This window comes from Fusobacterium ulcerans ATCC 49185 (assembly GCF_900683735.1).
In the GTDB taxonomy this organism is placed as follows: Bacteria; Fusobacteriota; Fusobacteriia; order Fusobacteriales; family Fusobacteriaceae; genus Fusobacterium_A; species Fusobacterium_A ulcerans_A.
Genome location: NZ_LR215979.1, coordinates 1,849,198 through 1,873,821, shown reverse-complemented (window position 1 = coordinate 1,873,821; position 24,624 = coordinate 1,849,198). Strand labels below are relative to the sequence as shown.

Here is a 24,624-nt window from a genome sequence, read left to right as displayed (position 1 = left end):
AAACTAGATTAAATTTTAGAAATTCGGAAATTAGAAAGATTTGTGAGTTCTTTCTACTGGAAAAGTTTTAAAATTATATTTCTATTTATAAGTTACCCACTTTCATATGCTTATTTTTGAAAATATTTATACTATTAAAATAAAAAATAAAAAAATACTTTAATTTTTTTTGGAAATATACTATACTTATCTTACAGAATATTTTTATCTATATATAAGCTCAAAATTTATTAATTTATAAAATGGAGGAATCAAATGGAAAAAGTTTATCAAGGAAAGACTAAAGATGTCTACAAATTAGAAAATGGAAATTTCTTACTTGAATTTAAAGATGACTGTACAGGAAAAGATGGAGTATTTGATCCAGGGGAAAACTCAGTAGGATTAAAAATAGAAGGAATAGGAAAAGCTAACTTGAAGATGTCTGTTCACTTTTTTGAAATATTGAATAAGGCAGGAGTAAAAACTCATTATATATCTGCTAATGTAGAAAAAGGAACTATGGAGGTAGTACCAGCAAGACCTTTTGGAAAAGGACTTGAAGTAATATGCCGTTTTAAAGCTGTAGGAAGTTTCTATCGTCGTTATAATGAATATGTAACAGAAGGTGGAGATTTACCTGCTTATGTAGAAACTACATTTAAAAATGATGCTTTAGGAGATCCTCTTGTAACTAAAGATGGATTAGTAGTTCTTAATGTAATGACTTCTGAGCAGTATGATTCAATGAAAGAAAGAACACAATTGATTTCTACAATAGTAAGAGATACTTTAGCTGAAAAAGGACTTGATCTTTATGATATTAAATTTGAGTTTGGAATAGATAAAGATGGAGAAGTTATACTTATAGATGAAATAGCTTCTGGAAATATGCGTGTATATAAAGCAGGGAAAATAGTTGATCCTATGGATTTAACAGAAATGGTATTTGCATAAAATAAATTAAAGAATGGGCAGTATGTTAGATTAAGTTTTATCTAGCAAGCTGCCCATTTTATATATTTAGAAATTATAAATTTAAAAATAATAAAGAAGCAAAACATGTTAAGAAAAAATAAAAAATCACAGATATTTCTGTGATAAAAAGAATATTAAATTAAACCTCAAAGAAGTAATATATCATATTTTTCATAAAAAAATACAATTAATTTAAAGCTGTCTGTTAATTTATTTAGTTCCAATTTTTTTAAAATAGGTGAATAAATAAATCGTTAAAAGGTAAGAAAGCCGCTCCTATAAGATTAGAAAAATCACCATATTTTGAAAATTCCAGAATTGATTTATCTTCAAAAAATATATTATTAAAAACTTTTTTTTCAAGAGATTCTTTTATATAATGACTATAGTTTGAAATAAGACCTCCAATAATAACTCTATCTAAGTCTAATAAAAATAATAAATTCCTTATACCAGAAGCAAGATAATCAGTATATTTCTCCAATATCCCTTTACCCTTTTCAGTATCTGCTAAATTCTTAGAAAAAATTTCAATAAAACTTAGATTAGAAAGATTAAATTCTTTTTCAAAAGCTTTTACCAGTGCTCTATTTGAACAATACATCTCAAGACACCCTTCATTTCCACAGTTACATTTCTTTCCATGATTTTCTACAGTAAAGTGTCCAAATTCTCCAGCTTTTGAAGAATGTCCTTTGTAAAGATTACCATCAATTACTATTCCGGCTCCCACTCCAGAATCTATAGAAATAAAAACAATATTCTGTTCTTTTAAAGTTCTATTCAGAAAGAACTCTCCAATAGCTCCTGCATTAGCTTCATTTATTAGGTATATTGGAAGTGAAAAGGTATTTTCAATTATTTCCATATTTTTTTCAAATAAGTTAAAGTTTGTTCCTATTTTTAATATTTTACTTTTATTATCAACTATACCTGAAAGAGAAATCCCTATTCCTGTTATTAGATTTTGATAAGGAAAATTTTTTAAAAATAACTTAAGCTCTTCCATAATATAAAAAACAAAATTTTCATCATTAAAAAAATTTTTTATAATAACAGTTTTTTTTATTTCATCTCCATTTAAATTTATTAATATAAAACTTACTGAAGAAAGTTCTATTTTAATACCAATAGAATAAAAAGAATTAGGATTATATTCATAAAGACTTGCTTTTCTTTTTATATTATTATCAGAATAACCCTTATCAATAACAATTTTTTTATCTAGCAAAAGATTTATTATTTTTGCAACAGTTGGAAAACTAATATCCAATGAATCAGCAATTTCTTTTTTTGTAAAAAATTTATTTTGAGAAATAAATTGATAAACTCTGTTTATATTTTTCATTTTTTCTTTTTTTTGATAAATAACATCTTTCATAAAGATGATTTCCCCCTTTCCTTAAAAATATATACAGATTAATTAAAGCATATTTTATAATTCAATCTGTATAATATAATTTAACATCTTTTAAATTTAAGTCAATTTAATTAAAAATATTAAAAACATATATATAATAATGTGTTATTTCAGTTTGAAAGCAACTGTTTTAATTTAAAATAAATTTAATATTGACAAAATACAAAAAATATTTTAATATTATATTAAAATAAATTTAAGTCAATTTAATTAATGGAGGATAAAAATGGAATTTTTCAAAGAGATAGGAAAAATAAAATATGAAGGAAAGGAAACTAAAAATGAATTGGCCTTTAGGTATTATAATCCTGATGAAATAATACTTGGTAAGCCAATGAAAGAACATTTAAAATTTGGAATGTCGTATTGGCATACATTAACTGCTGCTGGGAATGATCAATTTGGTGAAGGAACAATTGTAAGAGAGTGGGATTCCCTAGAACCTATGGAAAGAGCAAAAGCAAGAGTGAAAGCTGGATTTGAAATTATGGAAAAATTAGGAATGGAATATTTTTGTTTTCATGATAGAGATATAGCACCAGAAGCTGATACTTTAGCTGAATATCAAAAAAATCTTGATGAGATTGTAGATTTAATTGAAATTGAAATGAAAAGAACAGGAATAAAACTTTTATGGGGAACAACAAATATGTTCAGTCACCCAAGATTTGTTCATGGAGCAGCAACTTCATGTAATGCAGATGTATTTGCATTAGGAGCTGCACAAGTAAAAAAAGCTCTTGAAATTACTCATAGATTGAATGGAGAAGGATATGTTTTCTGGGGAGGAAGAGAAGGGTATGAAACTCTTTTAAATACAGATATGAAATTAGAACTTGATAACCTTGCAAAAATGCTTGGGATGGCAAAAGACTATGCAAATAAAATTGGTTTTAAAGGACAATTCTATATTGAACCAAAGCCAAAAGAACCAACTAAACATCAGTATGATTTCGATTCTGCAACAGTAATAGGTTTTTTAAAGACTTATAATCTTGATAAAGATTTTAAGTTAAATATAGAAGCTAATCATGCAACTCTTGCATATCATACATTTCAGCATGAATTACGTTTTGCAAGAATAAATGGGATGCTTGGAAGTGTAGATGCAAATATGGGAGATATGCTTTTAGGATGGGATACTGATCAATTTCCAACAAATATATATGATGCAGTTCTTGCTATGTATGAAATTTTAAAAGATGGAGGATTTAAAACAGGAGGACTTAACTTTGATGCAAAAATAAGAAGAGCTTCAATAGAGCTAGATGATATTTTCTATGCTTATATTGCAGGAATGGATACATTTGCCAAAGGTCTAAGAGTAGCTGCAAAATTAATAGAAGATAATGTTTTTGAAAATATAATAGAAAAAAGATATGCAAGCTATAAAGAAGGAATAGGAAAAGAGATAATTGAAGGAAAAGTAGGACTAAAAGAATTGGCAGACTATGCTTTAAAATTGGATGGAATTAAAAATAAATCAGGAAGACAGGAAAAGTTAGAAACAATCTTAAATAATTATATTTTTGATTAGGAGGTTTGTTTGATGTATATAGGAATAGATTTAGGAACATCCTCTGTAAAACTTCTTTTAATGGAAAAAAATGGGAATGTTATAAAAACAATAAGTAAAGATTACCCATTGAATTTTGTAAAAGAAACATGGATAGAGCAAAATCCTGAATATTGGTTTAACAGTGTTTATGATGGATTAAAAGAAATAATAATAGGTTATGAAAAATCTATACTTGCTTTAAGTTTTAGTGGACAGATGCATGGACTTGTTCTACTAGACAATGAAGATAGGATAATAAGACCTGCAATACTATGGTGCGACCAGAGAACAGAAAAAGAATGTATTTATTTAAATGAGCATATAGGAAGAAAAAAATTGCTGGAAAATACAGGAAATATAGCTCTTACAGGTTTCACCCTTCCAAAAATTCTATGGATGAAAGAAAATGAACCTGAGAATTTTTTAAAAATTTCAAAAGTAATGCTTCCAAAAGATTATATAGCATATAGGCTAAGTGGGGTTTTTGCAACAGATGTGAGTGATGCTTCAGGAATGTTGCTGTTAGATGTAAAAAATAGAAAATGGTCTGCTGAAATGATAAAAATCTCAGGATTGAAAGAAGAAAATTTTGCAAAGATATATGAATCTCATAAAAATATAGGATGTATAAAAAAAGAATTTTCAGAAAAATTAGGACTGAATGAAAATGTAAAAATTATAATTGGAGGTGGAGATCAAGCAATAGGAGCTATTGGTGTGGGAGTAGTAAATGATGATTATATTTCTGTTGCTTTGGGAACATCTGGAGTGGTTTTTGCAAATAATTCAGAATATATTCATGATAAAAAGGGAAGACTTCATTCTTTTTGTCATGCAAGTGGCAGATATCATCAAATGGGAGTGATTTTATCTGCTGCCTCATGTTTGAAATGGTGGGCAGAAGAAATAAATAAAACATCTGATTATGAAACTCTTATAAAAGAAGCAGAAAAATCAGAAGCTAAAGATTTATACTTTCTGCCATATCTGGTTGGAGAGAGAACTCCTCACAATGATGTAAATGTAAGAGGGTCATTTATAGGTCTTAATATAAACCATAAAATAGGAGATATGACAAAGGCATTATTGGAAGGGGTGGCTTTTGCTCTCAGGGATTCTTATGAAATTTTAAAAGAAATGAATATAAAATCTAAAACTATAAGATTAAGTGGAGGTGGAGCAAGGAATATTCTTTGGAGAGAGATTATATGTAATGTTTTCAATTTAAAAACAGAAGTAGTAAATTCATTGGAAGGACCTGCATTTGGTGCAGCAATAATAGCAGCAGTAGGAGATGGAGTTTACAAAGATGTTGATGAGGCATGCAGCACTATTATTAAACCTTTGGAAATGCTTTATCCAAGTGATGAGATGGTAAAAAATTATAATGAAAAATATAGCCAATTTAAAAAACTTTATCCAATATTAAAAGAATTTTATAATTAATAAGGAGGGAAATATGAAGAAAAAACCTAGTTTTATTGAAGCAGTGATTCCTATAATATCAATGGTTCTGTTATTAGGAATAGGGTATGGGGTTTATGGACTTAGAGCAGAGATATTAATGCTGATTTCAGCAGGGATAGCAGGTGTTATAGCTTATAGACTTGGATATACATGGGATGATATGATGAACTCTATTGTCGGGAAATTATCTAAAACAATGCCTGCAATTTTGATTTTAATAATAGTTGGAGTTTTGATAGGAAGTTGGATGATTGGTGGAACAATACCAATGATGGTTTATTATGGATTGAAAATAATTAATCCTAAATTAATAGTAATTACTTCTTTTTTAGTTACATCTTTTGTTTCTATATGTACAGGAACATCATGGGGGTCAGCAGGAACAATTGGAGTTGCATTAATAGGAGTTGCTGCTGGAATGGGAATACCTCTTCCAATAGTTGCAGGAGCAATAGTTTCAGGAGCGTATTTTGGAGATAAAATGTCACCATTATCAGATACAACCAATCTTGCCCCAATAGCTGCTGGAACTACTTTATATGAACATATAGGCCATATGGTTTTCACAACAGGGCCAGCATTTATACTAGCTGGAATAGTGTATATTATAGCAGGATTTAAAATGCCAGCAGTAGCCATGGCAACACCAGAAAAAGTAGAAATTATCTTAAAAACATTGGATCAAATGTTTAAATGGAACCCACTTGTAATACTGCCTCCAATAATTGTTTTATATGGATCAATAAAAAAGAAACCTACTATACCAGTAATGCTTATTTCAAGTTGTATAGCATTATTTAACGCTATTATTTTTCAAGGATTTACTTTACAGCAGGCTTTTGAAGCAACAATCAGTGGATTTAATATTTCTATGATGAATAATATTGATACAGCCAATATAATTTCAGATATTCCGAGATTATTAAATAGAGGTGGAATGAATTCTATGCTTGGAACAGTTTTAATAGCATTCTGTGCTTATGGCTTTGCTGGGATTATTGCTGTAAATGGATCATTAGATATAGTTCTTGAAAGACTAATGAAAAATGTTAAATCAACAGGAAGTTTAATATTAGTAACATTAATTTCTTGTTTTACTGCAGTATGTGTAACTTCTAATGGTCAATTGTCGATTTTAATACCAGGAGAAATGTTAAGAAACAGTTACATTGCTAGAAAACTGCATCCTAAGAATCTTTCAAGATCATTAGAAGATGGTGCGACAGTAATTGAACCATTAGTTCCATGGACAGCAGCAGGAGTTTATATGGCAACAACTTTAGGTGTACCTACATTAGAATATCTACCATGGGCAATTTTATGTTATTCTGGATGGATATTTGCTGTAATTTGGGGTTATACTGGAAAGTTTATAGCTAAATTAGATGAGAAAAGTCCTATTTATCAAGACTATTTAAAAGAACAACAGTCTAATATATAGGAGTAAAATATGAAAGAATTTGATGAGATAATAAATAGATATGAAACTAATTGTGCAAAATGGGATGGATGCAGAGAGATATGTGGAAAGGATGTAATGCAGCTGGCAGTAGCAGATATGGATTTTAGGTCTCCAAAAGAAATACTAAATGTCATGCATAAAATTGTAGAACATGGAATATTTGGATATACAATTTTATCTAAAAAATATTATCAGTCTGTAATTAATTGGTATAAAAAAAGGCATAATTGGAATATTTCTGAAGAATGGATTATGTACTCACCAAGAGTTGGAATAGGTACCAGTCTTATAATTCAAAATATGACAAAGAAAGGGGATGGAATTATACTACAAACACCTGCTTATCCAACATTAAGGGATGTAGTTGTAAAAAATAAAAGAAATTTAATTGAAAATCCTTTAATTTTAAAAAATGGAAAATATAAATTAGATTTAAGTAATTTGGAAAAGCAGATTGATAAAAACACTAAAATATTCATTTTATGTAATCCTCACAACCCTACAGGAAGAGTATTTACATTAGATGAATTACAGGAAATTGTAAACTTTTGTAAAAAACATAATTTAATAATACTTGCTGATGAAATTCACAGTGATTTAGTATTTAAACCTAATAAACATATTCCTGTAGCTAGTATAAGAGAAGCACAGGAAATAAGTATAATATGCACTTCTATTACAAAAACATTTAATGTTCCAGGAGTTATTACTTCTAATCTGATAATTCCTAATGAAAAAATAAGAAATGAAGTAAAAGAAATATTAGATGTAGCAGTGATCCATAATCCAAATATTTTTGCTGCAGCAATAACAGAAGCAGCATATAATGAATGTGATTATTGGCTGGATGAAGTGTTAGAGTATGTCCATTCAAATAAGATTTATTTAAAAGAATATTTAAAAAAACATATTCCTAAATTGAAATTAATAGACTCTGAAGGAACCTATCTTTCTTGGATAGACTATAGAGATTTAAAAGTAAGTGGTGAAGAATTAAAAAAATTATTTATTGAAAAGGCAGGAGTAAATGTTTACATGGGAGAACATTTTGGAGATTCAGGTAAGGGATTTATAAGAGTGAATCTGGCAACTCCCAAATCTAATATAGAGAAATTTTTAATAAATATAAATGAAACTTTAAAAGAAAAATAAAGTGAATCTTAGCAATTTACCTCAAGATATGTTAGTTTTATGAGAAATATTTTTAATTTAATGAAAAAATATTTCACATATAAAAAAGATAATTAAGAATTTATACTAATAAAAGTTGTAAAAAATTAATAAGTCTATTCTGAATTATCTAAAAAAGATAATATTATTAAAAAAATTAAAAATCTGCTTTTATTTTTTCGGAGAATATGTTAAAATAATTATGGTCCATTGTACAAGAAGATGTGTCTCTTTTGTAGCTTAACTTAAACAAATTAAAATTACTTCTTGTCATCACTAGGTTGACATTTTGTTTAATTTATGATATCATCTTATGGAAAAATATAATTTTTAAAATTTCTAGGAGGTTTTTAATTTGGCACATTCAAGATCAGCTAAAAAGAGAATATTAGTAGCAGAGAGAAACAGAGAAAGAAATCAAGCAGTAAAATCTAGAGTTAAAACTATGACTAAAAAAGTTTTAACAACTGTAGATACTAAAGATTTAGAAGCTTCAAAAACAGCTTTATCAGTAGCTTATAAAGAGTTAGATAAAGCAGTAAGCAAAGGAATCATGAAGAAAAACACAGCATCTAGAAAGAAAGCAAGATTAGCTGCTAAAGTAAACGCACTATAATTACTAGTATGTTTGAGGATATCCAGATGTGGATATCCTTTTTTCTTTATAAAAAATATTCAGAAGGAGCAGAGAATGATAAAATTAATTGTATTAGATGTAGATGGAACTTTAACTAATGGTAAGCTCTATATGGATGATAAAGATAATAGCTTGAAAGGGTTTGATGTAAAAGATGGATTTGCAATAGCTCAATGGATAAAGTATGGAGGAATTACTGCTATTATCACTGGAAAGACTTCTGTAATAGTAAAAAGAAGAGCAGAGGAATTGGGAATACAGGAATTAGTACAGGGAGCTGGAAATAAGGTAGCTGAATTAAAAAAGATATTAGATAAATACAAGATAACACTAGAGGAAACTGCTTATATGGGTGACGATATAAATGATTTAGGAGTTATGTCTGTTGTGGGAATGTCAGCAGCTCCTAAAAATGCAGTAAAAGAAGTTTTGGACAGAGTAAACTTTATCTCTTCAAAAAATGGTGGAGATGGGGCAGTAAGAGAATTTTTTGAAAAGATAATGAAAGAAAATGGTATGTGGGAAAAAGTAGTAGAAAAATATCTTAATGAAGGAAAATAAAAAATGGAGTATAAATAAAAACAGAACTCAATGGAGAGTTCTGTTTTTTAATATCTTTAAATTTATTTTTAAGCTGTTATAACATCCAAGTGCGAGAATTTTTCACAAAGTTCTTTGTAATTTTGTTTTAAGTATTTGAATTCTTCTTTTAGCTCCTTAGAAGCATTTTCAACTGATACAAGGCTTTTTACATCTTTACCACATTCTTTTACTATATTAGAGAAAAGAACATAAAGGAAAGCTAATGTGGTAGCTTTTATACCATTGAAGTCTATAACAACACTATCTCCTTTTTTGATTTTCCTAGCAACCATAGAACACAATTGTAGAGCTTTCTTAGGAGATACAAGGACAGAAGTTTCAAAAATTTTGCTTAATACAAGATTCATGATAGAACCCTCCTTTGTTATTATTATAATAAATCTTCCCTCACCTATATTATATATAGAAATTATAAAAAAGTCAAACTATAAAAATATATACTTTACTATAAAATAATATCTTTGTCCTAATCTGGGTAAACAGCTTTTCCCTTTAACTTACCATCTGGATGATAATATTTCCAAGTACCAGAAGGAACACCATTTTTAAAATATCCTTGTACTTGAAGATTTCCATTTTCATGATAAAGAAAATATTCACCATTGTCATTTCCGTTGATATAAGAAGTTTGCATAACCTTTAAACCATTTTCTTGATAAATAACATATTTTCCGTTTAATTTTCCATTTTTCCAGTTCTCTATAGATTTTAAAGCTCCATTAGGAAAAAAAGTTACCCACTTTCCATCAGGCTTTCCATCAGTGTAATAGTTTCTATCTTTTTTATCTATTACCTTTCCTGTAAAAGGGGTATCTTCATTAAAATAATATGTAATACCATTTTCTTCTCTCATTCTTGAAGTATCTGCTGTTTTAGGAGCAGAAAAACTAACTAAAGATATTGCTAAAAGCATTGATAAAATTAAAGTTTTTTTCATTATCGATCACCTACTCTTCTATTTTACCGTGTTTTTAAAAAAAATCAATAGATATTTGCATTGAAATAAAAAAAATAAAGTGGTAGACTAAAAGGAAGATAGTCAATTTATTGAAATGGAGGTATAAAAATGAGTTTAGAGATAATAGAAAAGATAGAAAAAATTTATTCAAAGACAGTAAATCTTGTTAGTGAAGGTGATTTAAGACTTTGTGAATATATTTCAGATAAAAATAAAGTATTTATTGAAAAAATGATGGAAAAAAATTCTTTTACAGGAAAGAAAGGAGAAAAATTAGAGGTTTCATTTTTAGAAGGAGATTCTTTAATAACAATATTATTTTTAGGAATAGGAAAAAAAGAAAATATAAATAGAGATGTTATGAGAGATGTAATATATAATGGATTAAAAAATATAAATGGAGATATTCTTATTGGCAGTGAAGACAGTGACTTAATAGATCTTGAAATAATTGGAGAAGTGACAGAACATATAGACTATAAGTTTGATAAGTATATGAGTGAGAAAAAAGATAAAAAATTAAATCTATATTATTTTATAGAAAAAAATAACATTGATATTATTGAAGGAAAAGAATTAGGAAAAATAGTTAATATAGTAAGAGATCTAATAAATGAACCAGCCTGTGTAATAACTCCAGAAAAATTAGCAGAAGAAGCAGAGAAATTAGGTAAAGAATTTGGATTTGAAATAGAAATACTTGATGAAAAAGAAGCTGAAAAATTAGGGATGAAAGCATTTTTAGCTGTAGGAAGAGCATCTGTCAATAGACCAAAAGTTATTATAATGAGATATAAAGGAGATGCAGAAAGCAAAAAGAGAATAGGATTGGTAGGGAAAGGACTTACTTATGATACTGGAGGACTTTCTTTGAAACCTACTTCAAGTATGCTTGATATGAAAACAGATATGGGTGGAGCAGCTACTGTAATAGGAACTATGTGTGCTCTTAGTAAAATGAAAATAAAGAAAAATGTTACTGCAGTAATAGCAGCTTGTGAAAATGCAATAGGTTCTAATGCTTATAGACCAGGAGATATTATTGGAAGTATGAATGGAAAAACAATAGAGATAACTAATACAGATGCAGAAGGAAGACTAACTTTGGCTGACGCTTTAACTTATATAATAAGAAAAGAAAATGTAGATGAGGTAATAGATGCAGCTACTTTAACAGGAGCAATAATGGTAGCTCTTGGAGATAATGTAACTGGAGTATTTTCAAATTCAGATGAAAACTATAAAAAGTTGGAAAGTGCTGGAAAATATTGGGGAGAAAAATACTGGCAGATGCCTATTTTTGAAGAATATAAAGAAATAATAAAATCAGATGCAGCAGATTTAAAAAATAGTGCAGGAAAATTAGCAGGGTCAATTACAGCAGCTAAATTTTTACAGGAGTTTATAGAAGATAAACCTTGGATGCATCTAGATATAGCAGGAACAGCATTTAGTGAAAAAAATGGAAAGTATTTTAAAAAGGGAGCAACTGGTCAAGTAGTCAGAACATTATATTCATATATAAAAGGATAAAAAAGTATTTAACAACAAAAGATAAATATGATATAATGAAAAAAATATCTAAATATAAAATAAAAATATGCAATATATTGTGGGAACTTTGGAGGAAAGGATGGAAAATAGTTATTCTTTGCAGCTTATGATTGTCATTACATTAATGATGGTCTATAAGATTTCGTTTATGATTTAAAAATGTAAAAAGGAAGAAACAAGAAGGAAAGAAATCCTGTTTTGTATCTTCCTTTTTCTTTTATTTATTTTACATAAAATAAATTTAAATTGCTAAAAGTGAAAATATAAAAAATGTAAAAATTATATTAACCTGTATGGAATAGATGAAACTTTTTCTCCTGAATGATAAATAACACTTCTTAATATGGATAGTATCTGCTCCTTTAGAACTTTTTTAAAATTAGGAGGATAATAGCCAGTTTTAGCTTTTTTTAGAGCTTCTTTTTGGATATCGTTAGGGGAAACAAGAGGATAAAAACCAATTACAAAACAACTTAGTATTTCTAAAAATTTTCTGATTTGAACTTCTTCTAAGCTTGGAAATGCAGTTTTTATAATTTTTATAAATTTAATTTGACAGTAACTAAGTTCTTCTTTGAATTGTATAAGTTTTTCTTCAGAAGCATTTTTTTCAAGATTAGTATATAAGATTGAAAATAGTTTCAAAAATCTATTTTGTTTTTCTATTTCTTTAGCTAATATTTCAGAAAATTCATCAGTTTTTTTTGAAAAATCTCTATTTATTTTTATTTTTAATTCAACTAATAATTTATTGAATTCATCTATAGTGACTAATAAATATATTTCTTCTTTAGAAGAGATATATTTATAAAGATTTCCTCTTGTAAAATTAGTTCCCTTAGCAATGTCAGCTAAAGTAATTTCATGAAAATCATGAATATCAAATAACTTAATAGCAGCATCTTTTATTTGCTGAATTCTAATTTTTCTCTGTTCTTCAGTTTTAACTCTTTCAAAATCCATTTTACGCTCCTTAAAGTATTTTAAATTTCATTATAATTATAACATATATTTTAAATTTTAAAAAAATATGTTTGTTATTAATACGAATGGTATATATTTTATATGATATAATTGCTAAAAAATCATAATTATCCTTGAAATAAAAAAAATTATGTGTTATTATAAAACAACTAAGTAACACGGTGTTACTTATAAAATGAAAAAAGGAGATTTTTAATTATGAAAGATTTGTGGCATGGAAGATTTGATAGTAATGAAGAGATTGACTTGAGAATTTGGCAAATTGTTAAACCTTTTGATAATGTTAGCAAAGAATATGGAATCTGCCTTGTAGGATATGATACAGATGATGGAATAAAAAGAAATCAAGGAAGAATAGGCGCTGAAAAAGGATCTAATGCAATAAGAAAAGCTATGCAATCTTTCCCAATAGTGGAGAATTTAAGGATTTATGATTACCAAAACTTAAAAAATAAAGTTCTAGAGGAAGCACAAAAAGAGTATTCATTAAAAATTTATAATGTTATAAAGAAAGAACTTTTTCCAATAGGACTGGGTGGAGGACATGATATAGCTTTTGCTTCTTATAGTGGAATTAGAAAAGCTTATCCTGACAAAAAAATAGGAATTATAAATTTTGATACACATTTAGATATGAGATCTTATGATAATGGAGCTACTTCTGGGACTTCATTTAAGCAGATATTAGATAGTGATAAGAATGTAAAGTATTCAATAGTTGGTTTTAAAAAACAGGGAAATACTAAAAGATTAATAGATACAGCTAAAAGTTATAATGTATTAATTTTGGATGAAGAAAATGATGAAAAATTTATAAATGATGAATTAAAAAAATATCTTGCAGATACAGATATTCTATATGTAACTTTCTGTATGGATGTGTTTAATGCTTCTGATGCTCCAGGAGTTTCAGCTCCAACAATAATGGGTCTTGACCCTAAAAAAGGAAAAAGAATTTTAAGGGAAATTATGAAGAGTAAAAAAGTTGTATGTGTAGATTTTGCAGAAGTAAATCCAGAATATGATATAGATAGTAGAACTGCAAAACTTGCAGGAAGTCTTATATATGATATTATGAATAATTTAGCAAAATAATAAAATATGAAATTTAGGAGGAAAAATATGGAATTTAGTTTGAATGATTTAGGAGTACTTTTTAAATTTGATATGGTTGGAACAATAGCAATGGGATTAATATCTCTTTATATTGGAAGAAAACTAAAGGAAAGACTTTCATTTCTTGATAGATTTGGAATACCAGCAGCAGTTTTAGGAGGATTATTATTTGCTCTCATTCATTTATTAATGAGAACTATTCATATTGGAAGCATTACCTATGATACAACACTTCAAACACCTTTTATGGTAGTTTTCTTTACGACTATTGGGTTAGGTTCTTCAATTGAGGGATTAAAAAAAGGTGGGAAATTATTAATAATATTTTGGCTTTTAAGTGGAGTTATGACTTTTATGCAGACAGTTATTGGAGTAGGAGTTGCTAAAGCAACTGGGATCAATCCATTACTAGGAGTTTTAGCAGGGTCAGTATCAATGTCTGGTGGACATGGGTCAGCAGGAGCTTTTGGACAAACAGTGGAAGGATTAGGGGTAACAGGAGCATTAACAGTTGCACTTTCTGCTGCAACATTTGGTCTTGTAGCTGGAGGACTTTTAGGCTCACCTCTTGCTATACATTTAATAAAGAAATTTGATTTAAAACCTAAAGATGTTGTTAATGAAGATGAAGTTGGAATAAAAATTGATATAGAAAAAAGAGAAATAAATCTTAATTCAATGCTGCAGCATATATTGATGCTGTCAATTATAATGACAATAGGAATTTCTTTAAGCGGACTTTTAAAAAGTAAGCTGGGAATAGCTCTTCCTTCATATGTAGGAGCTATGTTCTGTGCTATTATCTTTAATAATCTTAATTTAAAAGCTAAATGGGTTGATATTGATAGAAATCTTGTAAATATATTGGGAGAAGCTTCTCTTAACATATTTTTATCTATGGCCTTAATATCATTAAAATTGTGGGAACTTGCAGCACTTGCAATACCAATGGTTATAATATTAGGTTGTCAGGTAATATTTATGTGGCTATATACAAGATTCATAGTATTTAAAGCAATGGGAAGCGATTATGATGCAGCAGTTATGGTTTCAGGAATGTGTGGTTCTGGATTGGGAGCAACAACAAATGCTATGATAAATATGGGAGAGGTAAGTGGAAAATATGGATACACAGTTAATCCCTATTTAGTAGTCCCATTGACAGGAGCTTTTCTAATAGATATTTTTCAAATGCCAGTTATACTAACAGCAATTAATCTCTTTAAATAGAATATTTTTAGTTTCATACATCCTTAGGTTTTTAATGATACCTAAGGATGTATTTTTAATTTTTATTTTTTAGGATATAATATCATTTGAGTACATCTAAAAAGTGCAATTTTCTTTCCAGTTGCCTCATCTGTAACAACTGCATCCCATACTTGAGTGGTTTTTCCAAGATGCTGAGCAGTAGCAGTACAGCAGATTCTCCCTTTTGTAGTAGTTCCAAGATGGTTGCTTTTCAATTCAATAGTTGTTAAACTTTCTGCTCCCTCTGGAAGATGAGCAAAAGAAGCATATCCACAAGTAGTATCAGCTAAAGTAATAACAGTTGCAGCATGAAGATAACCATTTGGCGCAATATGATATGGTTTTATAGCCAATCTGCTTCTTAAAAACTTTTCTTTTAATTCAAGAATTTCAACTCCCATAAATTCAGGTAAGAATCCTTTTCCTTTTTCATTTAATATTTCTATAGTTATATTTTTGTTTAAATTACACATTTGTTCTTTGGCCTCCCTATTTAAAGTTCATTTTCATCTTTTACATTTGCAATTTTAATAATCTCTAGGATTATTGCAATTATCATCAGCCAGTACATATTAGAGTATAGCAAATTAAAAAATGGTAAATTTATAAATTCATAAAATAACCACGAAGCATGCATATTCCCAAGAATAAAGAGAGATATACTTAAAAAATTAAAAATAAGATAGATTATCATTAAGATATTTTTTCTGAAGATTAATATTCTTAATAGAGTTGATATAAATCTGAAAATATTTGAAAGTAAAAGTGAATAACTGAAAGAAGGGATTATCAAAGAGAATATAATGAAAATAAAACCTTCTGATTTTCTTCTTCTAATTCCATATAATCCTATCAACATATTTAAAAGTAGTCCTCTAACTCTACTGATATTTCTTAAAATATCAGCTATAAAAGGAGAACCTAAAGAAATTCTTCCATTATAAAGTATACTACGAATAGGTTCAGCTTTAAAGAAGAAATAAAAAAATATTGAGATGATAAGATAAGAAATTAAAATAAACATTCCCTCTTTACCAATGCTCAAAGCTTCTTTTTTTGAATTATAAGAGTTATTCTCATAATCATCTTCATTTCCTTTACTAAAAACTGCAAAATCTATTATGAATATAATTATACTCAAAATAGCTGCTTCTAAAATTATAATTAACTGCATTTCTTTCCCCTTTCAATAAAAACAAAGCAGAAATTATTTTTAATATTTTGCAATATTTTTCTGCTTATATTTTAGTTTAACATAAAAAATAGTTTAAAAACAAATAAAATATTTTCTAAAAATCTTACAATATTTATTTTCTATCTATAAATTTAAAAAGAAATAGTATATATTTATTTGAAATTTGATGGAGAAATAAATTTCATATAAAACTCAATAACTTTTTGAATTTTTATTCTTAATGGAATAGAATTATTACAATAAAAAATTTATTAAATATTAAAGAAAAAAATCGTTTTAAAAATAAAATGCGAATATTTAAGAATGGAAGATTAAAAGGAAAAAGTTTAGTATCCACTTCTGAAAATATTGATGAAATTGGTGTTTCTACCGTTAAGCTAAAATCCGGTAATGGGAGGACCATTAATGGTTTTTTGCTTACATCAGAAGATATTTATCTTTTAGAAGATAATAAAAGAATAGAAGACATAAATAATACACACACATAGGAGAAATGAAAAAAGTAATTAAGAAAAAAGAAAGAAATGTAAATAATGCACTTTCAGAAAAAGGTACAGGGAATATCTCTGTATTTTTTTATATTACAAAGAATTTTTTCAGATAGTCTCTAAAAGAAATTTTATAAAAAGTTCCTTTGAAATTGAAAATATTGAGAATTTAGCAGTAGAAAAAGGGTATAAAAAAAGTTCTCTTTTATACATAAAAGAGAACACTAACTATTTTCTTGTTGCTAAAAAACCTTTAATCCATGTTTTAGCTACTTGATATCTATGATAGATAATACCTTAAATTTAATAAAAAGTCAATGTTTAATCTGCAAATAATATTCTTTAAAATTGAAAAATATTAGCAAGTACACCTTTATGTATAAATACGAACATTTATTGAATATGATTATGAAGTTTTTATATGGATTTGAGAAAATTATACAGTATTTTTTTAAAAAATAGAATTAAATTTCATGGAGGGGAAAATGATAGAAAAAATTATGAAATCAATAAAAAGTGGGAATAAAAAAACGGGAAGAAATATAACGATAGGGACAGTAGTGGGAATGCTTTTATCATGTACAGCAGTAATGGGAGCAGATAAATATCTGTGGATAAAAGAAAATGGAGAAACAGTAAAATTTAATACAGTAGCTACTACTGATGCTGAAGGAACTGGGGGAAACTGGAATGAGGAACATCCATATGATGATGAAAATATTTGGAATGCAGATACTAAAACTTATATAAATAATATGACATTATTATCAACTGGAATTAATATAACAACAGATGGATATGCAAGGAATGCAAGTTGTGCCTTAAAATTGAGTGGTGATTTAGGTGGAGTTATAAATAATAGTTTAATAATGGGAGCAGATATAAGTAATGTTGTTAGAGAAAGCAGTGGAATTTATATTTATAATTCCAGTAATGTAGAAACTATAACGAATAATGGCTTAATTGCTGCATCAGCTGGAGGTAGTGCTGGAATTTATAATTTTAGTGCTGTGGAAACTTTGACTAACACTGGTTCGATAATGGGGACAGGACAAACAGGAGGGTATGGAATTCGTACTCTAAATATCCCAATTTCTCCAGCTTCTCTAGCTAACTTAACAAATACTGGTTTAATAGCAGGAGTAACTTCAGGAAGTGATGGAATTGGAGTTGCTTATATAAATGCCAATATGGAAGTCTTAACAAATTCTGGGTTAATAAAAGGAACAGGAAGTGAAAAAGGTTGGGGGATTTTAATTGGAGGACTGGGAGGAACAAGTGGTTCAATAGTAAATAATGGTTTAATAACAGGAACAGGAGGAAGTGATGGTTTTGGAATTGCTAATAGAGCTAGGGGAACTCTGGAAACTATGACAAATACAGGAGTTATTTATGGGAAAAAATTTGCTGTAGATAATGATAATGCAACAATAACATCTTTAAATAACTATGGAATATTAGCAGCACAAACGTCAGCGGTTATAAGCCTTTATGGAACACAAACATTAAATAATTATGGATTGATGTTTAAAGGATATAGTGGAAATTATACAGCAAAAGATGATACTGATTATGGAAAATTTGGAACAACTACTGAAATAAATAGATATACAGTAATAAATACAAAAGCAGAAGGAACGAATAAAGACAAGATAACAGGGACTGAAAGTCTAGAGCTTGAAAATGGAGGATTAACATATAATGATTCTATTGGAAATCCTCAAACAGAAAATGTTTCTTTAGATAAGAAATATATTTTAAATGGAATAACAGATACATTGCTTGTATCAATAGGAGATAATAAATTTAATAATTCAGTAATCAATGCTTATGAAACAGCAGTAAAATTTGATACAGCTGGAGGAATACTTACTTTAACAGGAACAATAGTAAATGGTGGAGCAGATGGAATAAGTGATACTGTAACAGGAAGTGATAATGAAGATACTTTAACGTTGCAAAGTGGAAATATAGTTAATGGAAATATAAGTATGGAAAATGGAAATGATATCTTTGTTATTGGCAGTGGAGCAACAATTAATGGTAACACAAATATGGGAGATAATGATGATATCCTTACAGTAGAAGCGGAAAGCATTATCAATGGAACTCTTAATGGTGGAATGGGAAGAGACACTCTTAATTTTGATTCACCAATAACAAGAGATGCAGCTAATGGTGGAATAAATATTTATCATAACATATCAGGATTTGAAAATATGAATACAAATACAAATGTAACTCTATTTGAAAAAACTGTTAAAGATGATGGAAGTGTGGGAGATTTAACAGTAACAGATGCAGAAAATATAACAATAGGAGCAGATGGGATACTTACTTTAAGAATAGATATAAGTAAGTTAGGTACTTTAGGGGATGCAAGTAAGATTGTAGGTCATGCACTGTATGGAAATACAGGAATAATAAAATCTGAAACTGGAGGAAAACTTCTGCTTGCTGTCAATGGAGCAGGAAATGAAAGTATAATAAGTTTTGGGGGTACTAAGTTAGATAACAGCTTAATAACAGGAAGTAGAGGAAATTTTGATACTACATCAAAACTTCATACTATAGAAAGTATAGATGGAGCAAATAATGAAGTAAAGGTTGTTGCCAGATGGATTATACCAGAAATATTTAAATACAAACAGCTTAATAAAATATATCATGGAATACTTTCAGTAGATGGATTAGGAAATTTTATTGTAGATGATGATGAGAGATTATCAACATTCATAGGATACTTAAATGATATCTATGCAGGAAATCCATATTCATATTCTAGTGAGTTATCAAGAAAATCTGCTGGAATGTTCAGAGATATAGTTACTGAAAATATTTTCAAACCAGAAGCAAATAAATGGATGATTTATGGTGGACTTACTCATGTAGATGGTGGAACAAAAGATACATATTATGGAAAAGGATATTACACATATGACATAGGAAGTTCAGATATGGACGCAGATACAAAAATCACTGGAGCATATATGCTTGGAGAGTATGGAGTATCTGATACACTAACTTCTGGAGTAGTAATTGGAGGAAATAAATTAAAATCTGACTTGTCTAATGGATCGAAAGTAGATGGAAGCGCATTGTATCTTGGAGCATATGCTAAAAAGTATATTGGAAATCTAAAAGTAACAGCAGGAACAGGATTCCAGTACGGAGATTATGACGCAGACAGGATGATAATAAATAAAGTGGCTTTTGATGAAACAAAATCAGTAATGAAATATTCAGATAATTACAATGATATGACATATGATATTTATTTGAATGGAAGATATTCACTTAATATTGGAGAAAATCTATTCCTAGAACCTTATGGAACATTGTCATATACATATATAGATCAAGATGGTGCAGATGAAGGAAATCAAACTCTAGCAATAGAAACAGATTCAAAATCATTTGACTATACAGTAGGAAAAGTAGGGTTAGACTTGAAGAAAGTTATACCTCATGAAAAAGGAAAAAGTACACTTTCAGCAGGAGTAAGCTACACAAGAATACTTGATGGAGCAGATGAGGAGTTTATCACAGGAAGATTTAAAGGTGGAAGGGACTTTGATATACTGGTTGCTCATAAAAATGAACATAGTATAGGACTAAATGCAAAATATGCTATTGAACTTGAAAATGGAGTACTATTTGATGTAAAGGGAACTTATGCAGTAGAAAGAGATTCACATAACGGAGCAGGAAAAAACAAGGCTAAAGGGGAATGGATAGTAGGAGCAGGATTAGGGTATAAGTTCTAAAGGTTACAAAGTGAAAGGGGCTATTTTAAATTTGCAACAGCCCCTTTTTTAGTATATAAAAAACAAACTTTTCATTTTTATAAATCTTAGACTTATTATTAAAAATCAATTTATATTTTGATAAGTTTTCTGTATTTATTTTCATTCTAATTGCTTAACTATCTTTTTTTCTGAGATTTTTTTCATTTTTTACAACGCATTTCTCATAAATTTCAATTTTGTAATCAAGTCTATTAAGTGTTTGCTTCATTTCATCTATTCTTCCAGCCAGTAGTTTTCTCTGTTCAGTTAAAATTTCTTTACGAGCTTCTATAGTTTTTTCACCTTGTTGAAATAGTCCAACATATTCGATTAATGCTTCAACAGGAAGTCCAGCACCTCTCATACATTTGATAAATTCTATCCAGTTGCATTCATTTTCACCATAATCACGGATTCCTCCCTTTGTTCGTGGAACTGAAGGAATTAAACCTATACGTTCATAATAACGCAATGTATCAATAGTCAATTCAAATTTTTTACTTACCTCTGCAATTGTCATATTATTACCTCCTATTAATAATAGTTTAGCACCTAGAGTTAACTTTAGGTCAAGATTTTTTTATTTTTTATTTCTATGAATTAAAAAATATAGTAAATAGAAAAGAATTACAGCAAAGAATAAAAAAGAATTTTAAAAATAGAAATTATGTAAAATTTTATAATTTAAAGAAAGCTGGTAAAAAAATAAACAGCTTTAGCTCTATGGAATATAGAACTTCAGCTGTTTAAAAATTTTATATTATTTAAAATTTTTATCTGTTTAGACTTTAAATCTTTATTTTATTGTTCAGCAGGAACAGGGTCCTTGCATACATCTACCCATTCTCCTTGAGTTATACTTTCCAACATATCAACAGGAACTTTAACAGCAGAATGATCAGAACCTCCAGCAGGATAAACTATTTCAAATTCTTTTAAAGTCTTATCAAGATAGACTTTTAAAGGTCTTTTTAATCCAAATGGACAAACTCCTCCAATAGGATGACCAGTAGCTTCCAGTACTTCATCATGAGGAATCATAGTAGCTTTTTCTTTAAATTTATCCTTAAATTTTCTGTTGTCAAGTCTTGCTCCACCTTTGGTAAGAATAAGGATATACTCTCCACTTTTTAATTTGTATCCCATTGTTTTAGCAATTTGATCTTCTTCCACTCCCCAAGTTGCAGCAGCAGTCTTTACAGTTGCAGTATCTCCTTCTGTTTCTTCAACTTTTAAGGGAAGATTGTTGTCTTCAAAAAATTTTTTTACACTTTCAACGCTCATAACTATCATCTCCTTAATTTTAACTATGAGTATACCAAAAAAAAAGAAAAATTTAAAGTTATTTTTCACAAATTTCTAAAGGAAGATTATCAGGATCTCTAAAAAAAGTATATTTTTTACCAGTTATTTCATCTGTTTTTATAGGTTCAGTAACTATATTTTTTTCATTTAGATATTTTACAGAATTTTCAATATCATCTACCTCAAAAGCAAGATGTCTTAATCCCCTAGCTTCTGGTGAAGTTATTCTTTCAGGAGGGGCTGGAAAAGAGAAAAGTTCAATTTGATATTCTCCAGCTATTTCAAGATCAAGTTTATATGATTTTCTTTCACTTCTATATGTTTCGTTTAGAATTTTAAATCCTAAAATATTTACATAAAAATCTTTAGATTTTTTATAGTTTGAACAGATAATTGCTATATGATGAATTTTATTAATAAGCATAAATTCTCCTATTTGTTAAAATTAAAATCTGTCTGTCTTAAAGCTTCATATAAAATGATAGCAGCAGAGTTGGAAAGGTTTAGAGAACGTCCCATGTCTATCATTGGAATAGTAATGCAGTGATCAGCATTTTTATTTAATATCTCTTCTGGGATTCCTCTTGATTCAGGACCAAACATAACAAAATCATTTCTTCCAAATTTTATATCTGTATATTTCTGCTTTGTTTTAGTAGTTGCATAATATATTATGGCATTAGGATTTCCAGTTATAAAGTCCTCATAAGATTCCCATACTTTTAAATCAACAAGATGCCAGTAATCAAGTCCAGCTCTTTTTAATTGCTTTTCATCTAAAGAAAATCCAAGAGGTTTGATTAAATGCAGAGTTGTATTAGTAAGTACAGCACTTCTTCCTATATTTCCTGTATTATATGGTATTTCAGGGTATAATAAAACTATATTCAATTTGTTTCCTCCTAAATAAAATATTTACCAGTAGATTATACACCAAAGAATGAAAATAGTGTATCCCTTTTTAAAGATATCTGATAAAAGAGAAATATGTGCTTTTTTGGAAGAGGAAACACCTATAATATGTTGTTATTGATAATTTAGGTAGACAAAATTAGTGAAACTGAAGTATAATTAAAGATATGGTATGAATTCTATTGAGAATTTAAGGAGGAAAACTGAAAAATGATGAATATAAAAACATTTTACTTAGGTTCAATGATGGCAAATTGCTATCTAACTTGGAACGATGACAAAAATGCTTATCTTTTTGATTGTGGTGGAGAAAATATAGATAAAATAATAACTTTTTTGAAAGTTAATGGACTTACATTGAAATATTTAGTTCTTACACATGGGCATGGTGATCACATTGCTGGAATAAATAGATTGATAGAAGAATATCCAAATGTTGAAGTATACATAGGGAAAGAAGATGCAGCTTGTCTTACTGAACCAGAATTGAATTTGATGAGATATATTACAGGAGTAAATTTTGTTTTTAATGGAGAATTCCATACAGTAAAAGAAGGAGATATGGTAGGAGAATTTAAAGTTTTAGATACTCCAGGTCATACAATTGGGTCAAAAAGTTTTTATTGCTCAGAAGCGAAAATGCTGATTTCTGGAGATACTATGTTTAGAAGAAGTTATGGAAGATATGACTTGCCTACAAGCAGTGGAGAAATGCTTTTTAACAGCCTTGCAAAATTATGCAGACTTCCTAGTGATACAAAAGTATATAGTGGACATAGTGATGAAACATCTATAGGAGAGGAAAAAGAATTTCTATCTATGCAGGGAATAATCTAAAGACTAAGGAGGTTATTTATATGAATGAAAAAATATATGATGTTATAATAATTGGTGGTGGACCAGCAGGTCTTACAGCAGGGATATATATAGGAAGGTCAAAACTGAATACATTAATAATTGAAAATGAAGGTATAGGAAGTCTTCTTATGGCTCATAAGATAGACAACTATCCAGGATTTCCAGAAGGTATATCTGGAAAAGAACTTTATGCTTTGATGAAAAAACAGGCTGAAAAATTTGGAGCTAAATTCCTAAATGCAACTCTTTTAGGTTTTGATGTGTATTCAGATACTGAAAGTAAAATAGTAAAAACAGATAAAGGTAATTTTAAAGCAAAAGTTGTAATAATAGCAACAGGAACTGGAAAAAATGGAAATAAAAAATTAAAGGGAGAAGAGGAATTTTTAGGAAAGGGAGTATCATATTGTGCTACTTGCGATGGAGCTTTTACTAAAAATCTAAATGTATCTCTATTAGGTCAGGGAGAAGAAGTTGCAGAGGAAGCACTTTTCCTTACAAAATTTTCTAAAACTATAAAAATATTTGTGAATGAAAAAGAATTTAAATGCCATAAGGACACTTTAGATGCTTTGACTGCTTCTGGAAAAGTGGAGATAATAACAGATGCAAAACTTCTTGAAATAAAAGGTGGAGAATATGTAGAGGAGCTTGTAATAGAAAAAGATGGAGAGATAAAAAATTACCCATCTGACTTTGCATTTCTTTACTTAGGAACTAAAAATAATACAGAGATGTATGGAGAATTTGCTCAATTAGATAACCAAGGTAATATTATAACAAAAGATGGATTGAAGACTAATGTAGAAGGAATGTATGCAATAGGAGATATAAGATCAGGAGTGGTGAGACAAGTTACAACTGCTGTTGCTGATGGGACTATTGCTGCTATGGAAGCTATTAAGGAAATTCTAAAAAAGAAATAAAAAAAGAGGAAATTT

24 protein-coding genes are annotated in these 24,624 nt (G+C 28.5%); 14 read left to right on the top strand and 10 right to left on the bottom strand.

Annotated features, from left to right (window positions below; all coding sequences use genetic code 11):
• Positions 1-255: 255 nt before the first annotated feature.
• Positions 256-936: a phosphoribosylaminoimidazolesuccinocarboxamide synthase gene (locus E0E45_RS08430; RefSeq protein ID WP_130890768.1), complete on the top strand. Its 681-nt coding sequence runs from the start codon at positions 256-258 to the stop codon at positions 934-936.
• A 250-nt stretch (positions 937-1,186) separates the two neighbouring features.
• On the opposite strand, the gene E0E45_RS08425 is transcribed toward E0E45_RS08430, so the two are convergent.
• Positions 1,187-2,338 carry an ROK family protein gene (locus E0E45_RS08425; protein ID WP_130890767.1) on the bottom strand — a complete coding sequence of 384 codons (1,152 nt, stop codon included), beginning with the start codon at positions 2,336-2,338 and terminating at the stop codon, positions 1,187-1,189.
• A 265-nt stretch (positions 2,339-2,603) separates the two neighbouring features.
• On the opposite strand from E0E45_RS08425, the gene xylA reads away from it, so the two are divergent.
• The 6 genes from xylA (at position 2,604) to E0E45_RS08395 (ending at position 9,232) form a co-directional block, all read left to right on the top strand.
• Positions 2,604-3,914, top strand: coding sequence for a xylose isomerase (xylA, locus tag E0E45_RS08420; protein WP_130890766.1), 1,311 nt, complete (start codon positions 2,604-2,606; stop codon positions 3,912-3,914).
• A 12-nt stretch (positions 3,915-3,926) separates the two neighbouring features.
• Positions 3,927-5,381, top strand: a complete 1,455-nt coding sequence (gene xylB, locus E0E45_RS08415) for a xylulokinase (RefSeq protein WP_197730051.1) — start codon at positions 3,927-3,929, stop codon at positions 5,379-5,381.
• Between the two features lie 13 nt (positions 5,382-5,394).
• The gene (nhaC, locus tag E0E45_RS08410; RefSeq protein ID WP_172604177.1) at positions 5,395-6,843 is read left to right on the top strand and encodes a Na+/H+ antiporter NhaC; all 1,449 of its coding nucleotides are present in this window, start codon (positions 5,395-5,397) and stop codon (positions 6,841-6,843) included.
• Positions 6,844-6,852: 9 nt separating this feature from the next.
• Positions 6,853-8,016 (top strand): MalY/PatB family protein, encoded by a 1,164-nt coding sequence (locus tag E0E45_RS08405; RefSeq protein WP_130890763.1) that lies wholly within the window; start codon positions 6,853-6,855, stop codon positions 8,014-8,016.
• Positions 8,017-8,389: 373 nt separating this feature from the next.
• On the top strand, positions 8,390-8,650 hold the full coding sequence (gene rpsT / locus E0E45_RS08400) for a 30S ribosomal protein S20 (protein WP_005951467.1): 261 nt from the start codon (positions 8,390-8,392) through the stop codon (positions 8,648-8,650).
• Between the two features lie 75 nt (positions 8,651-8,725).
• The gene (locus E0E45_RS08395) at positions 8,726-9,232 is read left to right on the top strand and encodes a KdsC family phosphatase (protein ID WP_130890762.1); all 507 of its coding nucleotides are present in this window, start codon (positions 8,726-8,728) and stop codon (positions 9,230-9,232) included.
• 68 nt (positions 9,233-9,300) lie between these two features.
• Here E0E45_RS08395 and E0E45_RS08390 read toward each other — a convergent pair whose 3' ends face one another.
• Entirely contained in the window at positions 9,301-9,621 is a 321-nt protein-coding gene (locus tag E0E45_RS08390) for an STAS-like domain-containing protein (protein WP_130890761.1), read from the bottom strand.
• A gap of 119 nt (positions 9,622-9,740) precedes the next feature.
• A complete protein-coding gene (locus tag E0E45_RS08385) occupies positions 9,741-10,211 on the bottom strand; it encodes a toxin-antitoxin system YwqK family antitoxin (protein ID WP_130890760.1) in 471 nt (156 codons plus the stop codon).
• 129 nt (positions 10,212-10,340) lie between these two features.
• Between E0E45_RS08385 and E0E45_RS08380 the strand changes: the two genes are divergently transcribed.
• Positions 10,341-11,765, top strand: coding sequence for a leucyl aminopeptidase (locus tag E0E45_RS08380; RefSeq protein ID WP_130890759.1), 1,425 nt, complete (start codon positions 10,341-10,343; stop codon positions 11,763-11,765).
• Positions 11,766-12,065: 300 nt separating this feature from the next.
• Here E0E45_RS08380 and E0E45_RS08375 read toward each other — a convergent pair whose 3' ends face one another.
• Positions 12,066-12,749, bottom strand: coding sequence for a TetR family transcriptional regulator (locus E0E45_RS08375; protein WP_130890758.1), 684 nt, complete (start codon positions 12,747-12,749; stop codon positions 12,066-12,068).
• A 219-nt stretch (positions 12,750-12,968) separates the two neighbouring features.
• On the opposite strand from E0E45_RS08375, the gene hutG reads away from it, so the two are divergent.
• Positions 12,969-13,865, top strand: coding sequence for a formimidoylglutamase (gene hutG / locus E0E45_RS08370; protein ID WP_130890757.1), 897 nt, complete (start codon positions 12,969-12,971; stop codon positions 13,863-13,865).
• Positions 13,866-13,892: 27 nt separating this feature from the next.
• Entirely contained in the window at positions 13,893-15,116 is a 1,224-nt protein-coding gene (gene gltS, locus E0E45_RS08365) for a sodium/glutamate symporter (RefSeq protein ID WP_130890756.1), read from the top strand.
• A 62-nt stretch (positions 15,117-15,178) separates the two neighbouring features.
• Here the strand turns inward: gltS and E0E45_RS08360 are convergent, their stop codons facing one another.
• Both E0E45_RS08360 and E0E45_RS08355 read right to left on the bottom strand, forming a co-directional pair.
• Positions 15,179-15,610, bottom strand: coding sequence for a PaaI family thioesterase (locus E0E45_RS08360; RefSeq protein WP_130890755.1), 432 nt, complete (start codon positions 15,608-15,610; stop codon positions 15,179-15,181).
• Between the two features lie 20 nt (positions 15,611-15,630).
• Complete coding sequence (locus E0E45_RS08355) at positions 15,631-16,311, bottom strand: hypothetical protein (RefSeq protein WP_130890754.1); 681 nt, start codon at positions 16,309-16,311, stop codon at positions 15,631-15,633.
• A 308-nt stretch (positions 16,312-16,619) separates the two neighbouring features.
• Between E0E45_RS08355 and E0E45_RS17685 the strand changes: the two genes are divergently transcribed.
• Both E0E45_RS17685 and E0E45_RS08350 read left to right on the top strand, forming a co-directional pair.
• Positions 16,620-16,820 (top strand): hypothetical protein, encoded by a 201-nt coding sequence (locus E0E45_RS17685; RefSeq protein ID WP_172604176.1) that lies wholly within the window; start codon positions 16,620-16,622, stop codon positions 16,818-16,820.
• A 485-nt stretch (positions 16,821-17,305) separates the two neighbouring features.
• Positions 17,306-20,587, top strand: a complete 3,282-nt coding sequence (locus tag E0E45_RS08350) for an autotransporter outer membrane beta-barrel domain-containing protein (protein WP_130890753.1) — start codon at positions 17,306-17,308, stop codon at positions 20,585-20,587.
• Positions 20,588-20,741: 154 nt separating this feature from the next.
• On the opposite strand, the gene E0E45_RS08345 is transcribed toward E0E45_RS08350, so the two are convergent.
• From E0E45_RS08345 to E0E45_RS08330, 4 genes are all read right to left on the bottom strand, one after another.
• On the bottom strand, positions 20,742-21,128 hold the full coding sequence (locus tag E0E45_RS08345) for a MerR family transcriptional regulator (protein WP_130890752.1): 387 nt from the start codon (positions 21,126-21,128) through the stop codon (positions 20,742-20,744).
• Between the two features lie 281 nt (positions 21,129-21,409).
• Entirely contained in the window at positions 21,410-21,892 is a 483-nt protein-coding gene (locus E0E45_RS08340) for a YbaK/EbsC family protein (RefSeq protein ID WP_130890751.1), read from the bottom strand.
• A 58-nt stretch (positions 21,893-21,950) separates the two neighbouring features.
• A complete protein-coding gene (locus E0E45_RS08335) occupies positions 21,951-22,337 on the bottom strand; it encodes a VOC family protein (protein ID WP_130890750.1) in 387 nt (128 codons plus the stop codon).
• Positions 22,338-22,345: 8 nt separating this feature from the next.
• The gene (locus tag E0E45_RS08330; RefSeq protein WP_130890749.1) at positions 22,346-22,804 is read right to left on the bottom strand and encodes a tRNA (cytidine(34)-2'-O)-methyltransferase; all 459 of its coding nucleotides are present in this window, start codon (positions 22,802-22,804) and stop codon (positions 22,346-22,348) included.
• A 234-nt stretch (positions 22,805-23,038) separates the two neighbouring features.
• On the opposite strand from E0E45_RS08330, the gene E0E45_RS08325 reads away from it, so the two are divergent.
• The gene (locus E0E45_RS08325; RefSeq protein WP_172604229.1) at positions 23,039-23,662 is read left to right on the top strand and encodes an MBL fold metallo-hydrolase; all 624 of its coding nucleotides are present in this window, start codon (positions 23,039-23,041) and stop codon (positions 23,660-23,662) included.
• Positions 23,663-23,682: 20 nt separating this feature from the next.
• Complete coding sequence (locus E0E45_RS08320; RefSeq protein ID WP_130890747.1) at positions 23,683-24,609, top strand: NAD(P)/FAD-dependent oxidoreductase; 927 nt, start codon at positions 23,683-23,685, stop codon at positions 24,607-24,609.
• Positions 24,610-24,624 lie beyond the last annotated feature (15 nt).

Excerpts from the sequence above, each read along its gene's own strand:
- E0E45_RS08430 (WP_130890768.1), top strand. The coding sequence starts at position 256 with ATGGAAAAAGTTTATCAAGGAAAGACTAAAGATGTCTACAAATTAGAA.
- E0E45_RS08425 (WP_130890767.1), bottom strand. The coding sequence starts at position 2,338 with ATGAAAGATGTTATTTATCAAAAAAAAGAAAAAATGAAAAATATAAAC.
- xylA (WP_130890766.1), top strand. The coding sequence starts at position 2,604 with ATGGAATTTTTCAAAGAGATAGGAAAAATAAAATATGAAGGAAAGGAA.
- xylB (WP_197730051.1), top strand. The coding sequence starts at position 3,927 with ATGTATATAGGAATAGATTTAGGAACATCCTCTGTAAAACTTCTTTTA.
- nhaC (WP_172604177.1), top strand. The coding sequence starts at position 5,395 with ATGAAGAAAAAACCTAGTTTTATTGAAGCAGTGATTCCTATAATATCA.
- E0E45_RS08405 (WP_130890763.1), top strand. The coding sequence starts at position 6,853 with ATGAAAGAATTTGATGAGATAATAAATAGATATGAAACTAATTGTGCA.
- E0E45_RS08395 (WP_130890762.1), top strand. The coding sequence starts at position 8,726 with ATGATAAAATTAATTGTATTAGATGTAGATGGAACTTTAACTAATGGT.
- E0E45_RS08390 (WP_130890761.1), bottom strand. The coding sequence starts at position 9,621 with ATGAATCTTGTATTAAGCAAAATTTTTGAAACTTCTGTCCTTGTATCT.
- E0E45_RS08385 (WP_130890760.1), bottom strand. The coding sequence starts at position 10,211 with ATGAAAAAAACTTTAATTTTATCAATGCTTTTAGCAATATCTTTAGTT.
- E0E45_RS08380 (WP_130890759.1), top strand. The coding sequence starts at position 10,341 with ATGAGTTTAGAGATAATAGAAAAGATAGAAAAAATTTATTCAAAGACA.
- E0E45_RS08375 (WP_130890758.1), bottom strand. The coding sequence starts at position 12,749 with ATGGATTTTGAAAGAGTTAAAACTGAAGAACAGAGAAAAATTAGAATT.
- hutG (WP_130890757.1), top strand. The coding sequence starts at position 12,969 with ATGAAAGATTTGTGGCATGGAAGATTTGATAGTAATGAAGAGATTGAC.
- gltS (WP_130890756.1), top strand. The coding sequence starts at position 13,893 with ATGGAATTTAGTTTGAATGATTTAGGAGTACTTTTTAAATTTGATATG.
- E0E45_RS08360 (WP_130890755.1), bottom strand. The coding sequence starts at position 15,610 with ATGTGTAATTTAAACAAAAATATAACTATAGAAATATTAAATGAAAAA.
- E0E45_RS08355 (WP_130890754.1), bottom strand. The coding sequence starts at position 16,311 with ATGCAGTTAATTATAATTTTAGAAGCAGCTATTTTGAGTATAATTATA.
- E0E45_RS17685 (WP_172604176.1), top strand. The coding sequence starts at position 16,620 with ATGCGAATATTTAAGAATGGAAGATTAAAAGGAAAAAGTTTAGTATCC.
- E0E45_RS08350 (WP_130890753.1), top strand. The coding sequence starts at position 17,306 with ATGATAGAAAAAATTATGAAATCAATAAAAAGTGGGAATAAAAAAACG.
- E0E45_RS08345 (WP_130890752.1), bottom strand. The coding sequence starts at position 21,128 with ATGACAATTGCAGAGGTAAGTAAAAAATTTGAATTGACTATTGATACA.
- E0E45_RS08340 (WP_130890751.1), bottom strand. The coding sequence starts at position 21,892 with ATGAGCGTTGAAAGTGTAAAAAAATTTTTTGAAGACAACAATCTTCCC.
- E0E45_RS08335 (WP_130890750.1), bottom strand. The coding sequence starts at position 22,337 with ATGCTTATTAATAAAATTCATCATATAGCAATTATCTGTTCAAACTAT.
- E0E45_RS08325 (WP_172604229.1), top strand. The coding sequence starts at position 23,039 with ATGAATATAAAAACATTTTACTTAGGTTCAATGATGGCAAATTGCTAT.
- E0E45_RS08320 (WP_130890747.1), top strand. The coding sequence starts at position 23,683 with ATGAATGAAAAAATATATGATGTTATAATAATTGGTGGTGGACCAGCA.